Source organism: Stenotrophomonas sp. GD03930 (assembly GCF_029839665.1).
GTDB lineage: Bacteria > Pseudomonadota > Gammaproteobacteria > Xanthomonadales > Xanthomonadaceae > Stenotrophomonas > Stenotrophomonas forensis.
The window spans coordinates 39,044-52,569 of sequence record NZ_JAOCAV010000002.1; the positions used below are offsets into that span (position 1 = coordinate 39,044).

Here is a 13,526-nt window from a genome sequence, read left to right on the forward strand (position 1 = left end):
ATTCTCAAATTCGACAGGAGGGCGGTCATGGGAGAGAGAGAAATCAACGAGGCGTTCCGATTCCAGATGAAGGACGGAACCATCAAAGGCCTCGGTGTCGATAGCGACGGCAATCTGTACTGGGACAAGAAGCCGATCGAACTGAAACAGCGTTTGACCTTCAGCTGGTGGGTCAACGCGGCGGCTATCCTGGCTGCCATCGCCACCGCCGTGCAGGCAGTTGTGGCGGTGCTCGCATACGTGCAGTCACTCAAGCTGTAGCTCCCATCGCCACCAAGTCGATGTCGTCGACCTTGTCGCGCAGGCAGCGGCGCGCGCGGCGCAGGCGGCCGGCGATGACGGCGCGGTCTTCATGGGCGAAGAAGGTCTCCGCGTGCATGTGCAGCGCACGGCGGTGGTCGCGGCGGTACAGCCGCCAGGTGACGGCGCTGCCGTCGACGGTCGGGAACCGACCCCAGGCGAAGCCCAAGGTCTCCTTCGGCGCCCGGCGGGCGCTGTGGCGGCTCATGGGTTCACCCCGTGCGCGTCACGCTGGTGGTCGGCCAGGCCGATTTCGCGCACCCGGCGCCCGCAGGCGGGACACGGCACTTTCTTCTGGCGGGCCTGCTCCGCGGCGTGGCGAGCAATGTTCTCGGCTTTGCGTTCGGCCTTGGCCGGGCGGCAATCGCAGCAGAGGCGGGCGAATCCCTGGCCGCAGCCGGGCATGTTGACGCCACAGCCCTCGCACACGTCACCGTCGATCATCATGTCGGCGTACTCACCCATGGCTCGCTCCCTTCTTCCCGGCCTTGCGCCGAGCCGAGCCACCCTCGACTACCTGCCGGCGGCTGATCGTGCTTTTGTCGATGCCGGTGGTGCCGAGAACCTGGACCTGCCCGCCAGCGGCGGCGAAGCGCGCCATGTCGCTGGCCAGCTTCTGCCGGTCCTGCTCCTTCTCGCGATCGGTGGCGCCACTGAAGACGGGCTTCACGTGGATGCTGGTCATGCTGCCTCCGCGAGATCAGTGGCGATCTGGCGCAGCGCGGCGCGGCGACCGGCCACCTCGTACTTCCAGTAATCGATCAATCCCTGCAGCGCCTTCAGTGCGCCGAGGTGGATCATTTCGCGCCCACGGACCAGAGCGCCCTGGTAGGAGCCATCCATGACCGCGACGCTGATGGCCACGCCGTTGACGTGCACGCTGTAGCCCTGCTGCTCGCCGAGGCCTTTCACCTTCGCGTAGTCGCTCTCGGCCTTCTTCAGCCCATCAAGCGCGGCACTCAATGCCTCGGCTGCCATCGTGACTTCCTTGGGTTCGGGCATCTTGCTCATGCTGCTGCTCCTTCGTAGACCCAGCGGCGCACGGTCCCGAACGGGACGCCGAGCGCGGCGCTGATCTGGTTGACGGTGTTGCCGCTGGCCCGGAGCTGCCGGGCGCGGCGTTTGGTGGTGGCCGGCCAGTACCGGCCGTGAGGCTGGCGGGGTACCGGCATCCCTTGGCAGCGGGCCATGTCCTGGACCGCGCGGGGCGAGCGCCCGAGGGCAGCCGCGACGGTCATCGCGTCGCGGCCCTCCATCTGGCGCAGAACCCGCAGTTCGCTGGTGCGCCAGAGTTCCATCAGGCGGCCAGCGGGTAGCTGTTGGCCGCGTCCTGCAGACCGTCGATCATGGCCCGGCACATCGCCGGGAACTGCGCCTGGTCGTACAGCTTGGCCGCGCCGGTGGCGTTGATCGGCTTGAACCCCAGCAGGGCCAGGCCGTCGGCGCTGATCGACAGCGGGGCGATGCGCGCGTTGATGTCGCCCAGCTTGATCTTCACCACCTCGCGCGGGGTGGCGGCGGCCGGTGCTGCGGCCTGCGATGCCGGGGCCAGATTCGGCACGCGGTGATGCTGCTCAAACCGTGCGGCGCCTTCCTGCTCATGCAGCGCCTGCGCCGCCGGCGACAGATCTGCACCGCTGGAAGCCTTCGCGGCAGCCAGCTCGGCCTTTGCCGCCTCTGCCTTGGCCGCTTCCTCGGCCTGAGCCTTCGCGCGAGCCTCTTCCTCTGCCAGCTTGCGGGCGCGGGCCTCTTCTTCCTTGCGGATCTTCTCGCGCTCGGCGTCCAGGCGTTCCTGCTCCGCCTGCTGGTGCTGGGAGATGCGTGCCGCCATCAGGTTGCGCAGATCTTCCGCCGACTTCGTGGAGCACAGCTGCACACGGTCCGGGAACAGTGCGGCGTGCGTGCCCACCTCCATCTCCATGACACGGATGTTGGCGCGGATCCGCTCGGCCGATTGGCTGGCGTCGACCTTGGCGTTGGCAGCCACCGAATCCACCGCTTCCTGCATGCTGGCGAAAGAGCGCTTGCCCTTCATGGCGTCGCTGATGTCGGCGATCAGCGTGGCCGGCATCGGGATGGCGTGCTCGCCCAGCGTCTCGTTGATGGCCAGCACGTGCTGCTGCACCGCGCGGCGGGCGGCATTGCCGATCTCGGTGCGGCGCTCGTCCTTGCGGGTCTTGACGCGCTTCTCCAGCGCCAGGCGCTTGGAGCGGGCTTCATCGGCGATGGCGTCGATGGTTTTGAACAGCAGGTCGATGCTCTGGGTCTGGCTGAGGGCGTGCTGCTTTGCCGCCTTCAGCTGGTCCTCGATTTCGCCGCACCACTTCACGGTCTTCTCGGCATCGGCAAAGTCCTGGTCGCTGACCAGCTCGGTGCTGATGCCCTGGAAGACGGCGATGGCCTGCTCCTTCCACTCGGCCAGATTCGACGCGGTGACCATGCCGGTCACTTCGATGCGCAGGGCCGGCATCTGGTCCGGCGCGCGGCCAGCGGCCACCGGCTCAGCCGCCGGCGCCGGGTCATAGGCCATCACGTCAGCATCGAACTGAGCCCAGCCGGCCACGATCTTGGCGCGCAGCTCCGGGTTCGGGGTGTACCAGCAGTGGCGCTCTTCGACCAGCTCATCGCCGGCCCACTTCGACGCCATGAACAGCACGCGTTCGGCGCCGCTGACCATGGCCTGGTGTTCCATCTGCACCTGGTAGTGCAGCGGCAGGCAGGCGTCGCCGCCGTCCACCGGCATCGCCAGGCGCAGGTCGTCGTTGAGCGACTTGTGCTCGAACGCCTTGTCCTCCAGCAAGGTCAGGCCGTCGAAGCTGGCCGAGAACTTGCCGTCCACGCCGACGCAGGGGTAAAGCTCCTCGCCAATGATCTGCTCGGCCAGCGGCCGCGCCAGGTCTTCGAAGCGGTGGCCGTCGGCGAAGCGCTGCAGCGTGGCAGCGTCGTGCTCGATGGTCGCGCCGGTGGCGAACTCGCGCAGCAGCTGGCTGCGGGTCTTGTACGGGCTGCAGCCCATCATTGCCGGCGCGTCGCTGGCGTTGAAGTGGGTGGCGCGGTGCTGGTGCCACGCATCAGTGCCTTGAATCAGGTCCACGGTAAGCATGCTCAGTACTCCAGTGCAGTCTGGGTCAGGCCGCCGGCAGCGGCGGCAACATCACTCTGGGGTTCGCCTTGATCGGCCCTCTGCAGCCGTTCGATCTCGGCGACGATCAATGCGCCAGCCTTTACAAGTTCCCTGACACGGTCATCGGGCGAAGGCTTCCACCAACTGGCATCCCAAGGCCACGAATCCGGAGGATCAGGGCAGTAGTGCTCGCCGGGAGGGATGGCATAGCAGGAGGCGGCCAAGGCAAGTTCGCCGGCCAGGTGTTGGTCGTCTCCGTGAAGCGACCAGCCTTCCTGTTCGATCTGGCGCTGGCGCTCATCGGCAATGAGTTCGATTGCAGTCTTCATTCGGCAACCTCCTCAGCCACAGCCGGACCGGTCTGCTGCGCACCTTCAGGCTTCTGCGCCAGCCCGAGGATCTGCTTCTTCTGCTCATCGCTGAGCGCGCCCTTCGTCTGCGCCATCGTGATGATGGCCTCGGGCGTCTTCTTGCCTGCCTTGATGGCGGCTTCCCACTGAGGCAGGGCTGCTGCGAAAGCTTCATCGGTGTAGGCCGCCAGCGTCTTCTTCTGGGCGGCGGGCGCGCCTTCGGTGGCAAAGGCATCTTCCGGGGTGGTGTCGCCTTCCTTGATGGCGGTGACGATGCCACGCAGCAGGACCAGGTGCTCCAGACCGATGTCCTCGACACCGGCCACGCCAAGCTTCGCGCAGACCTGCTCGGCGGTGACGCCGAAGCGCTGGAAGTGGGCGAGGGCATCGGCGCGGCGGTTGGCCAGCGTCTTGATGTCGCCCATGATCACCTTCCGGGCTTCGACGTACATGTCCTCCCAGAAGGCCTTGGGCACGCCCTTCAGCACCGCGTTGCGCAGCGCGATGGAGCAGGCAGCATTGGCGGTCACGCCGATCATGTCGGGCTTGAAGCGGCGGCCCTGCCGGTCCACGATCCGGCGCTGCACCTCGTAGGTGATGGCGACGTTCCGCTCCAGGTCGTGGAAGACGCCCTGGGCGATGATGAACTCGCCCTTGTCATCGATGACGCGGGCGCCGGCGCGGTTGTTGCCCCACGCAGAGGCAATCACCTCGGCGAACCGAGCGGAAGGGCCTTCGATGGTCTTGCCGTCGCGCGGCAGCGCATAGACGCACTGCTCAGCGATGCTCTGGCTCAGCGTGACCATCTGGATGGCTTCGTCGCGGAACTTCTTCAGCGAGCGGGGGAAGCGGCGGGCGGTGCTGATCTGCTGCTCAATTTCCGAGCGGTTGATCATCGCGGCCATGCCCTCCTCGGGGACGAGCTGGCCTTCCTGTACCTGGGCATTCATTGAATGAAGTCTCCGGCCGGCATGGCCGGCGATGTGGGAATGGGGTGCCCCGTCATCCCGGGGCCACGGAGGGAACGATCGATCCCTGCGCGATGAGTTCAGTGCCGGTCTTTCCCGACTGTCAGCGGCGTTGCATCCGCGCCACTCGTTTACCCATGAGCTTGCGCTGGGGCCTCCGTCACGGCGTCGGCTTCCGGGCATGCTGTGAGGGCATGCCAGCACTGAGGGTTCTCTCCGCGTTTTGTTCCGCTGCAGGAGCCCACAACCCGCCCAGAATTCGGTCAGGCCGCCTGCTGCTGCTCGGCGACCTTGTGGTACGGGTACTTTTCCGGGAACGGCTTGATGTACGCGCCGAAGTGCTTGCCGATGGATTCGGCATCCTTGAACGCCTGGAACTCCTCGGCGCTGAAGTTGGCGTAGTGGTAGACCGAGCCCGGGCCGCGCGCATCGCCGCTGCCGCGCTTGAAGCAGATGGCGAGGGTGTTGGTGGCGGCGTCGTGGCCGATGCTGTGGATCTGCGAGCTGTCGACGTCGAACAGCTGGATGCGGCCGTTGGCCGGGGTGGTGCTGGTCATGTTGTGCTCCAGGGCGGTTAGAGAGGTGCCCGTCTGTTCCGGGCTGTCAGCCATGCGCCACAGGGGGGAAGCGCAAAGCAGGGGGATCAGGCAGCGAGGTCTTCCTGCTGCGTGGTTTCGTTGGCCTGGCCGGGCTGCAGGGTCAGGACCACGTTTTCGCGGATCAGCGCTTCGGTCAGCTCGGCGACTTCGTCGGGGGTGACGCTGGCCGAGGCCTTGAACGTCAGCTCGACGCTGCCGCCTTCCTTCGGGGCGATCACGAACTTCTTCAGCTTCACGTCCACCAGGAAGATCGGCTGCGTGTTGTCGAGCTCACCGTCAATCTGCAGCTCGAAACCCTTGAATTCGTGGCCCACCTTGATGGGCTCCAGGCTCGGGATCTTGATCTCGGTCAGGTGGTCGCCGATGGTCGGCAGCGACTGCTGCTCGCCCTTGCCCGGCTTGCGGAACAGGGCCTTGCGCAGTTCCTTATCGAAGTGGTCCAGCACGAGGTTGCTGGTGCTGGTGGTGATGGAAAGGTCGACCGCCAGGTGCCGCTCATCGCCGTGCTTCTCGATGCGCAGGTTCACGTTGGAGACGGCCGCCGGGTTGTTCTTCAGGTGGAACATGTGGACCTCGTCGGTTGAGCCGGCCGGGCCGGCAGTGGCTTACTGCAGGTCTTCCGCCGGTACCGGCATGGCGGAGGTCAGGGACTGGATGCCGCTGCGGCGCTCGGCAAGCGCTTTCTCGGCGCGGAACCATTCCAGTGCGGTCTGGTAGGCGGCACCGGCAAGCACCGCGCGGGCCATCAGCAGCGACAGGTAGTTGCCGTGCATCACGGCCAGCAGCGCGCCGGCGGCAGCGAAGCCGCAGATCAGCCCCCACATCAGCACCGGCGCAAGGATGTAAGCGAGGCGGCGGCTCACGACATCACCGCCTGCAACATGTCCTGGAAGATCAGGACGGCGGACGCGCCGACGATGAAGCCGATCAGTCCGCCGTAGGCCATGAACTCCAGCGACATGCGCACCGTCTCCTTCCGGATGGCCTGTTCGAAGCTCATGCGGCCTCCGGGTCGGGCTGGTTGCTGAATTCGTCGCGGAACTGGCGACGCAGGCGCAGCGCGTTGTCGACCACCGACAAGCCGCGATGACCCTTGCGCTGCTCTGCATTGAGGCGCTGGAACAGCGGCGCCGGGCTCAGGCCAGTGCAAGCGATCGCATCGCGCACGGCCTGGAACTCGCGGATCTGGCGAACGTTGGTGTTCATGCGGTTTCTCCTTTCAGGCGTGCGAGGGCGGTGTCGATGCGTTGCAGCGTTCCGCCGTTGGGAATGCCCTTGCGGTCGCCCACCTCCGTGATCCATTCGCGGGCGCACTCCAAGGTCTCGATGGCGCCAGCAATGGATGCGTCGGCTTGTTGGAAGCGCTGGACGCCGAGATCGGTGTCACCGAAGGGGTTCTTTCGGGTGGCGAACTCGAGGAGGGCCGCGCGGACAGACACTGGCGTGCTCATGCCGCCACCTGCAGGTCGGCACCCAGGGCAAACGGGTTGGGAAGGGAGCGGCAGGTATCGATCAGCGCCTGGCGGCGCTTGCGCATTGCTTCGGCCTTGCTCAGGTCGGTGCCGGTGTCGGAGATCTCATCGGGGAAGCCGATCAGGACCAGCTCATGGCGGCGGGCCGCTTCCCAGGCCATTTCATCGGTGGCGCCGGCGAACAGCGCCGCGCGGTAGGCGCTGTCCACGCCGGGCATGTTCAGGCCGGCGGCCTTCAGGTTGCCGATCAGGACCGGGATGTTCCGGCGCTGGCGGCGGACGTTTGCCTCGGGGTGAAGGTCCTGGACAGCTGTGTTGTGGGCGGTGTGGTCCATCTCGGGCTCCGGCGGTCCAGCACGGGTTGCTGGGCGACGGCCGCAGATTAGTGGGCTAAACGGTTGAAGTCAAGCACCCTAAACGAGATTCACTAAACGAAGATCGGGTTCGCCTATGGCCGGACACAAAAAAGCCCCGACTGGCGGGGCTTTCTGTTGTCCGACGGGGTATCAGGGGTCTCTTCCCCATCTGAGGCGATAGTCATCGCGCATCTTTCGGCATGCCTGCGAGTGGAACTGCAACATCTCCGGCGTGTACTGTCGGTCCGCGTTCATTTCCTTGTATCGATCGTCGCAGTACTCCACGGCACGCCGATCCTTTGCGCGGGCGGCATCGGTCGCCTGGCGCTCGGCCCATGCGCTATCAGGGCGCTGCTGTTGTGCCCGAACAACGATGACCATGACCACCACGAAGATCACCGCTGCGACAATCGCGGCCACGGCCATTGGAGTGAAGGTAACGGCGCGAGCTCGAGTTTGAGGGACAGGGCCTGGAGAGAGCATGGCTGCCACAGGTGCTCCACATTTGGGGCACGACGCTGCCAAGTCGCTTACTTGGGTACCGCATTCTGCACAGTTGATCAAAGCCATCGGATCCTCCTTGAGCCGCGCTAGAACTCTTCGCCGCGGCGCATGATCGCACCACCGACAATTCGCCCTGCAACATGGAGCGTGTCGACTTCACCGGCCGGTAGCACCGCGCTCTGGTACTTCGGGTTCGTGCTTACGATGTGGAGCCCATTCGGAAGCATCTGCAACCGCTTCACCATGGTGTATCCGTTGAGGTTGATGAGATACACGCCGTCACCCTCGAAGAATCGGCGAGCCGTATCCACCATGAGCACGTCACCAGTTCGAATATCCGGGTACATCGAATCGCCATGCACCGTGATCAACTGGACGCGTCCTTCCTCGGGCAGGAAGCCAATCTGGCTACGAACCTGCCACTCGGCGACGTCTACCTCACGTAGGACCGCAGGGAAGTCTTGATTCACCATGCCACCTCCACCGGATGCCTGACCTTCCATCATGTGGAAGCGAACATACCCGGCGGGAATCTCAGGCGCGGAGACGGTTGGCGAAGGGTTGGAATCGCCTCGCATGGGTAGTTCCCCATAGAGCAGCCAGCGCGGCCGAATAGCCAACGCTGAGCAGATGCTCTCGACGACGTGAGCCTTGATGTTCTCGGGCTGGACCTTCCCCTCCGTCTGCCACTGGCTCACCTGGCCCTTAGTTGTCCCGGCGAGGGTGGCAATCTCCTGGAGGGATCGGCCGGACTCGCGAACGGCCAAAGCCATGCGGGCGGCAAATGTGTCTCTCATTTAGTGAGCTTAACGATTAGGTCGTTTAGTGGGCTTGTACGAATGCGTTTAGCGCTCTACACTCGCGCCATGAACATGACCAAACGTGCAGTGCGAGAGGCCCTCGGCGGCAAAGACGCCGACGTGGCTCGCTTCTTCGGAGTGACGGCCGGGGCGGTCTCCCAGTGGCCCGACGATGAGCTGCTGCCCGAAGGCCGGCAGTGGCAGGCGAGGGCATTGCGCCCTGACCTTTTCGGCGACTACCGGCAGCCACCGGCCAACGATCCCGACCAACACGACGTGGCTGCCTGACCGTGCTCCATGCCCCTCTCCAGCTTTCCCGTGCGTGTGGTGACCGCGGGCCTGGCGTTGGAGAGGGGCTCCCTTCATCCCTGATGTGACGTTGTCCATGGCGCCATCGTGCGCCGCAGTCGCCGCCCCGTCTCCAATCGAGAAAACCGCCCATGAATGTCACTGATGCCGCCTACGACACCGTCCACCAGTACCCGGGCGGCAGTGAGGCCCTGGCGCCCAGGATGGGCATGTCAGCCGCGACCCTGCGCGGCAAGGTCAACCCGAACACCGACCGCAACCTGCTGAGCCTGCAGGAAGCGGACGCGCTGATGGCACGCACCGGTGACTTCCGCATCCTGCACGCGCTCTGCGCGGAGCACGGTTTCATCGCGCAGCGTGTCGATGCACCTGAGTCCGGCACCCTGATCACCGCATTGCTGTCGGCCGCCGCCGCGAAGGGGGACCTGGCCGAACTGGTCTCGAAAGCGATGGCCGACAACCGCATCACCCCGAACGAGGCTGATGACATCTCGCGCGCCTGCCAGCAGGTCATGGCCGCGCTTGTCCAGGTCAGCCAGCACGCCGAAGCGGCGGCGGAGCGGGGTGGGGCATGAGCGTAGCCCCAGGTCACAACGCGGCAGTTAGCGTGCGCCGCCGCCGCCGGCGTGCCATAGGGTGGGTGTCCACCCGAAACGGAGGACATCCCATGAAAGCGCGGCCCGACACGCTCAGGCACCTGCAGTGCTGCCTGGACGTCATCGCCAGTAGCGAACCTATGACCGAGGCCGAGCGTGCGGAGCACCGTAGCCGGTGTGCCGAGGAGCAGGCGAGGGCCGAGGCCCGGCGCGCTGGCGACGGTGCGCCTGACCTTCTGGGGGCACCCCATGCGTGACTACGCCAAGATCGTGCCCACCTTCTGGACGGGCGCCACGGGCAAGGCCATTCGCCGGAGGGGCTCCGAAGGGGTGGTTGTGGCCATGTATCTGATGTCCTCGCCGCATTCCAACATGCTTGGTCTGTTCTACCAGCCGATGCTCTACATGGCCCATGAGACCGGTTTGGGCTTGGAAGGGGCTTCGAAGGGGCTTCTGGTATGTATCGAAGAGGGGTTCTGCCACTACGACGAAGCCAGCGAAATGGTGTGGGTTGTGGAGATGGCCAAGTACCAGATCGGTAACAGCCTCAAGGCTTCCGACAATCGATGTGCTGGCATCCAACGTGAGTACAACAGCCTGCAGGACAACCCTTTCCTCTATCCTTTCTGGCGTCACTATCAGGCGGAATTCCACCTGACGAACGCAAGGGGTGCAGAAGCCCCTTCGAAGCCCCTTGGAAGCCAAGAGCAGGAACAGGAACAGGAACAGGAACAGGATTCTTCATCCTCGCTTCGCTCGGATTCGTCCGCGCCGTTGGCGCTGACCCTCGTCGGCGGAACCGATAAGGAAAAAGAACAGAAGGCCGACCTGAAGGCACGGAAGGCTGACCGCATCCGTCAGATCGCTGAGGAGGCCCAGGTCGCGTTCAACGCAACGCTGGCCAAGCCTGTTGGGCTGCTGGCGAAGTGCACGGTGCTGAACAAGACACGGCTGAAGGCGGTCGAGAACGCCTTGCCGACTGTGCGCCAGCTATGCCAGCAGCTGTTCGGCAGCGAGCGGGTAACGCCGCAGTTCTGGAAGCTGTATTTCGAATCTGTAGCCGAGGACGACTTCAGCTGCGGCAAGGGCCCTTACAACGCACCGCACGAAAACTGGCGGCCGGATTTCCTGTACCTGCTGCGCGATGAAGTGATCGCGAAGCTCGCAGACCGTGCCCTGTCGGAGGCCGCATGAGCGCTCTGCCAGACTTCTACCGTGAGGAGAGGCTGCGGATGTTGCCGCAGGCCATCGAGGCCGAGCAGGCGGTGCTTGGCGGGCTGATGCTGCGGCCGCAGGCCTGGATGGACGTGCAGGACGTGCTGAGCGCGCAGCAGTTCTACCGCCGTGACCACCAGCTGATCTGGCAGGCCATCGAGGACGTGCTGAAGAAGGGCCGCGAGGCAGACGCCGTCACCATCGGCGAATGGTTCGAATCGCGCGGCAAGCTGGAACTGGTCGGCGACGGCGCCTACCTGATCGAGCTGGCCAGCACTACGCCGTCGACGGCCAACATCCGTGGCTATGCCGAAATCGTGGCGGAGACAGCCAAGCGCCGCGCCCTGATCGACGCCGGGCAGGAGCTGATCGATGCCGCGTACAACCCCGAGGGCCGCAGCGCACTGGATCTCATCGGCACCGCGCAGACCCGAATCGGCGGCATGCTGGACAGCGAGCCGTGCGATCTCGAGCCAGTGGCACCGGTCATGGCCCGGGTGTACGACCAGCTTTCGTTGGCCGCGAACACGGGTGGCGGCATCACCGGCCTGCGAACAGGCGTTGCGGATCTGGATGACCTGCTCGACGGCATGCAGGCCGGTCGCCTGTACGTCCTGGCCGCCCGGCCGAAGATGGGCAAGACCACGCTGGCGCAGAACATTGCTGAGCACGTGGCGATGGTTGCAGGCCTGCCGGTGGCGTTCTTCAGCTTTGAAATGACCCCGGAAGAACTGGGCAAGCGGATGCTGGCCAACAAGGCCGGGATCACTGGCAGCAAGCTGCGCGCCGGCAACCTGGACGAAATCGACTGGCAGAACGTAACGCACTGGACCCGGAAGATCGGGGATGCGCCGTTGCACATCAGTCGACCGCGCATCGCCAAGGTTCAGCACGTGTGCGCCCAGGTGCGCCGCATGAAAGCCCGGGACCCGGACCTGGCACTGGTGGTGATCGACTACCTGCAGTTGATGCACGTCGACGGTGACAACCGCGCCGCCGGCATCGGCGACATTACCCGCGCCCTGAAGCTGCTGGCCAGCGAACTGAAGATCAGGGTGCTGCTGCTCAGCCAGCTGAATCGCGACGTGGAGAAGCGTACCGGCGATAAGCGCCCGATCGTGGCCGACCTGCGTGACTCAGGTTCGATCGAGCAGGACGCGGACGCGGTGATCTTCATCTACCGCGACGAGATCTACCACAAGGACAGCCGCTGGGAGGGGACTGCAGAGCTGATCGTGGCGATTCAGCGTGACGGCGCCCCGGGCATGGCCCGCACCTTATACGAGCCAGGCCTGTTCCGATTCTCGACCCTGCCGGAATGGTGGCAGCCCAAGCAGACCAGCGCCAGCGCGCCGGCAGCCGGTACCGGTCCGAAACCTCGCCGTGGCTTGGCCGCCGCTCTCTACCCAGAGGATGCTGCATGACCGCGATGACTGCAGCAGCGCGCAAGATCCGCGCGAAGCGGGCCAGCCGGCCCATCTACGCGACCTGCATGCGCCTGGTCGAGCCGGCCACCGGTGAGGAACTGGGCGCATTCGTGCCCAGCAACGACATCGACCGTCGGCTGGCCAAGGACCGCGGCTACCGCGTCGGCCATGAGTATCGGCTGGAGATCAAGGCCTCGCGCAATGCCGCCTTCCACCGCCTGGCCCATGTCATCGGCCACCTGCTGGTCGACAACGTCGAGGCGTTCCGTGACCTGGACGCGCATGCAGCGCTGAAGCAGGTGCAGCTGGAGTCAGGCATCTGCTGCGAGATGGTCGAGATGGACGCCAGCCCGGTGGTGCAGGCGCTGCTGGATGCCGCCGAGACTGTACTGGGCGCCGGCGCGCGCAAGGTGCTGTCGGGCGTGTTGCCGGAGATCCGCACCATTCCGGTGAAGGTGGCCCAGTCCCTGGCCTTCGATTCGATGGAGGAGGAGGACTTCGCCGCCTTCTTCAAGGGAATCACCGCCTGGATCGGTGACCACTACGCGCACGTCATGCTGGACGACGTGCGCGCGGACTACTGGCGGATGGTCAATGGCCGGCAGCAGCCGGGGAGGGCGGCATGAAGGCGGCAGAGATCAAGGCGATTTATCCGACCGAGGCTTCGCTGTGCGAGCGGCTGATCGAGTGCATGACCGCGTCCGGTGGCTGGGAGGTGTACCCGGAGACGGCCGGCTTCGACATTCTCGCCGTGTGGAAGGCCACCGGCCACCAGCTCGGCGTTGAGGCGAAGCTGCAGCTAAACGCGAAGGTAGCGGACCAGATCCTACCGGCGCACTGGAGCAGCGGCAGCGGCGAAGGGCCAGACTTCCGCGCGGTACTGGTGCCGTGCACGACCGAGGCGAGTTACGGAATCGTGCGCATGCTCGAACTGCTCGGCGTGCAGGTTCTGGTGCCTTCGGATCGGTATCGCTACAGCCGTCCAGGAGAAGGCATCCAGCGGGCCGTGCATCGCAGCGAGCTGACCGATGCTCGCCCATGGGACGCCGCTGCCGGCGCACTGGGGGAATGGAGCAACTCCGCCTGGTTCGATTGGAATCCGGACAAGCGCTGCACGCTGCCGGAAATCGTGCCGAAAGTCGCCGCCGGCGTCCCTTCACCGATCCAGCTGACGCCCTGGAAGATTGGCGCGCTGAAGGTGCTGGCCGACATCGAGCTGGATGGTTTCACAACCGCCAAGGGCGTCCGCGCCCACGGCATCGACCCGCGCCGGTTCTGCGCCTCCGATGGCTGGCTGCAGCAGCTCGGCGATGGCCGCTGGGGGCGCGGGACTATTCCGGCGTTTGACCAGCAGCACCCCGAGGCATTTGCCCAAGTTCTGGCAGAGGCCCGTGCGCGCAGAACTGAGGTGGCGGCATGATCCCCATCGACCGCAGTCTGCTCGCCATCGTTCTCGCGGCAGCGATCAGCCGTCGTGGCTACTGGCCTGCAAGGGCGACCGGCAAG

Annotated in this window: 24 protein-coding genes; 7 read left to right on the forward strand and 17 right to left on the reverse strand. The window is 65.4% G+C overall.

Annotated elements, in window-relative coordinates; genetic code table 11:
* Positions 1-27 precede the first annotated feature (27 nt).
* Positions 28-261: a hypothetical protein gene (locus tag N5C18_RS10800; RefSeq protein ID WP_279944546.1), complete on the forward strand. Its 234-nt coding sequence runs from the start codon at positions 28-30 to the stop codon at positions 259-261.
* On the opposite strand, the gene N5C18_RS10805 is transcribed toward N5C18_RS10800, so the two are convergent.
* The 17 genes from N5C18_RS10805 to N5C18_RS10885 all read right to left on the reverse strand — a co-directional run bounded on the left by N5C18_RS10805 (position 251) and on the right by N5C18_RS10885 (position 8,371).
* Positions 251-508 (reverse strand): hypothetical protein, encoded by a 258-nt coding sequence (locus N5C18_RS10805; RefSeq protein ID WP_279944547.1) that lies wholly within the window; start codon positions 506-508, stop codon positions 251-253. The two genes, N5C18_RS10800 and N5C18_RS10805, sit on opposite strands and share 11 nt — an antisense overlap.
* Positions 505-765: a hypothetical protein gene (locus N5C18_RS10810; RefSeq protein ID WP_279944548.1), complete on the reverse strand. Its 261-nt coding sequence runs from the start codon at positions 763-765 to the stop codon at positions 505-507. Before N5C18_RS10810 ends, N5C18_RS10805 begins: the two co-directional genes overlap by 4 nt.
* Complete coding sequence (locus N5C18_RS10815) at positions 758-985, reverse strand: hypothetical protein (RefSeq protein ID WP_279944550.1); 228 nt, start codon at positions 983-985, stop codon at positions 758-760. Before N5C18_RS10815 ends, N5C18_RS10810 begins: the two co-directional genes overlap by 8 nt.
* On the reverse strand, positions 982-1,311 hold the full coding sequence (locus tag N5C18_RS10820; RefSeq protein ID WP_279944551.1) for a hypothetical protein: 330 nt from the start codon (positions 1,309-1,311) through the stop codon (positions 982-984). The genes N5C18_RS10815 and N5C18_RS10820 overlap by 4 nt, the downstream gene beginning before the upstream one ends.
* On the reverse strand, positions 1,308-1,598 hold the full coding sequence (locus N5C18_RS10825; RefSeq protein WP_279944552.1) for a hypothetical protein: 291 nt from the start codon (positions 1,596-1,598) through the stop codon (positions 1,308-1,310). The genes N5C18_RS10820 and N5C18_RS10825 overlap by 4 nt, the downstream gene beginning before the upstream one ends.
* Positions 1,598-3,403 carry a lambda-exonuclease family protein gene (locus N5C18_RS10830; RefSeq protein ID WP_279944553.1) on the reverse strand — a complete coding sequence of 602 codons (1,806 nt, stop codon included), beginning with the start codon at positions 3,401-3,403 and terminating at the stop codon, positions 1,598-1,600. The genes N5C18_RS10825 and N5C18_RS10830 overlap by 1 nt, the downstream gene beginning before the upstream one ends.
* A 2-nt stretch (positions 3,404-3,405) precedes the next feature.
* The gene (locus N5C18_RS10835; protein WP_279944554.1) at positions 3,406-3,753 is read right to left on the reverse strand and encodes a hypothetical protein; all 348 of its coding nucleotides are present in this window, start codon (positions 3,751-3,753) and stop codon (positions 3,406-3,408) included.
* Positions 3,750-4,724 (reverse strand): hypothetical protein, encoded by a 975-nt coding sequence (locus tag N5C18_RS10840; protein WP_279944556.1) that lies wholly within the window; start codon positions 4,722-4,724, stop codon positions 3,750-3,752. The genes N5C18_RS10835 and N5C18_RS10840 overlap by 4 nt, the downstream gene beginning before the upstream one ends.
* 281 nt (positions 4,725-5,005) lie before the next feature.
* A complete protein-coding gene (locus tag N5C18_RS10845) occupies positions 5,006-5,299 on the reverse strand; it encodes a KTSC domain-containing protein (RefSeq protein ID WP_279944557.1) in 294 nt (97 codons plus the stop codon).
* A gap of 86 nt (positions 5,300-5,385) precedes the next feature.
* Positions 5,386-5,907: a hypothetical protein gene (locus N5C18_RS10850; protein WP_164242169.1), complete on the reverse strand. Its 522-nt coding sequence runs from the start codon at positions 5,905-5,907 to the stop codon at positions 5,386-5,388.
* Positions 5,908-5,946: 39 nt separating this feature from the next.
* Positions 5,947-6,204, reverse strand: a complete 258-nt coding sequence (locus N5C18_RS10855) for a hypothetical protein (protein WP_164242168.1) — start codon at positions 6,202-6,204, stop codon at positions 5,947-5,949.
* Positions 6,201-6,341: a hypothetical protein gene (locus N5C18_RS10860; RefSeq protein ID WP_154583160.1), complete on the reverse strand. Its 141-nt coding sequence runs from the start codon at positions 6,339-6,341 to the stop codon at positions 6,201-6,203. The genes N5C18_RS10855 and N5C18_RS10860 overlap by 4 nt, the downstream gene beginning before the upstream one ends.
* Entirely contained in the window at positions 6,338-6,547 is a 210-nt protein-coding gene (locus N5C18_RS10865; RefSeq protein WP_053506048.1) for a hypothetical protein, read from the reverse strand. The genes N5C18_RS10860 and N5C18_RS10865 overlap by 4 nt, the downstream gene beginning before the upstream one ends.
* On the reverse strand, positions 6,544-6,792 hold the full coding sequence (locus N5C18_RS10870; RefSeq protein WP_164242166.1) for a hypothetical protein: 249 nt from the start codon (positions 6,790-6,792) through the stop codon (positions 6,544-6,546). The genes N5C18_RS10865 and N5C18_RS10870 overlap by 4 nt, the downstream gene beginning before the upstream one ends.
* Positions 6,789-7,148: a hypothetical protein gene (locus N5C18_RS10875; protein ID WP_164242164.1), complete on the reverse strand. Its 360-nt coding sequence runs from the start codon at positions 7,146-7,148 to the stop codon at positions 6,789-6,791. The genes N5C18_RS10870 and N5C18_RS10875 overlap by 4 nt, the downstream gene beginning before the upstream one ends.
* Before the next feature lie 171 nt (positions 7,149-7,319).
* Positions 7,320-7,589, reverse strand: coding sequence for a hypothetical protein (locus N5C18_RS10880; RefSeq protein ID WP_164242162.1), 270 nt, complete (start codon positions 7,587-7,589; stop codon positions 7,320-7,322).
* Between the two features lie 170 nt (positions 7,590-7,759).
* Positions 7,760-8,371 carry a helix-turn-helix transcriptional regulator gene (locus N5C18_RS10885; RefSeq protein WP_279944559.1) on the reverse strand — a complete coding sequence of 204 codons (612 nt, stop codon included), beginning with the start codon at positions 8,369-8,371 and terminating at the stop codon, positions 7,760-7,762.
* Positions 8,372-8,539: 168 nt separating this feature from the next.
* On the opposite strand from N5C18_RS10885, the gene N5C18_RS10890 reads away from it, so the two are divergent.
* The 6 genes from N5C18_RS10890 to N5C18_RS10915 all read left to right on the forward strand — a co-directional run bounded on the left by N5C18_RS10890 (position 8,540) and on the right by N5C18_RS10915 (position 13,440).
* Complete coding sequence (locus tag N5C18_RS10890) at positions 8,540-8,761, forward strand: hypothetical protein (protein ID WP_164242082.1); 222 nt, start codon at positions 8,540-8,542, stop codon at positions 8,759-8,761.
* A 152-nt stretch (positions 8,762-8,913) separates the two neighbouring features.
* Entirely contained in the window at positions 8,914-9,357 is a 444-nt protein-coding gene (locus N5C18_RS10895) for a phage regulatory CII family protein (RefSeq protein ID WP_164242158.1), read from the forward strand.
* A gap of 270 nt (positions 9,358-9,627) precedes the next feature.
* The gene (locus tag N5C18_RS10900) at positions 9,628-10,572 is read left to right on the forward strand and encodes a hypothetical protein (RefSeq protein ID WP_279944561.1); all 945 of its coding nucleotides are present in this window, start codon (positions 9,628-9,630) and stop codon (positions 10,570-10,572) included.
* Positions 10,569-12,017 carry a replicative DNA helicase gene (gene dnaB, locus N5C18_RS10905; RefSeq protein ID WP_279944562.1) on the forward strand — a complete coding sequence of 483 codons (1,449 nt, stop codon included), beginning with the start codon at positions 10,569-10,571 and terminating at the stop codon, positions 12,015-12,017. Before N5C18_RS10900 ends, dnaB begins: the two co-directional genes overlap by 4 nt.
* Complete coding sequence (locus N5C18_RS10910; RefSeq protein WP_279944563.1) at positions 12,014-12,646, forward strand: hypothetical protein; 633 nt, start codon at positions 12,014-12,016, stop codon at positions 12,644-12,646. Before dnaB ends, N5C18_RS10910 begins: the two co-directional genes overlap by 4 nt.
* Positions 12,643-13,440 (forward strand): hypothetical protein, encoded by a 798-nt coding sequence (locus tag N5C18_RS10915; RefSeq protein WP_279944564.1) that lies wholly within the window; start codon positions 12,643-12,645, stop codon positions 13,438-13,440. Before N5C18_RS10910 ends, N5C18_RS10915 begins: the two co-directional genes overlap by 4 nt.
* Positions 13,441-13,526 lie beyond the last annotated feature (86 nt).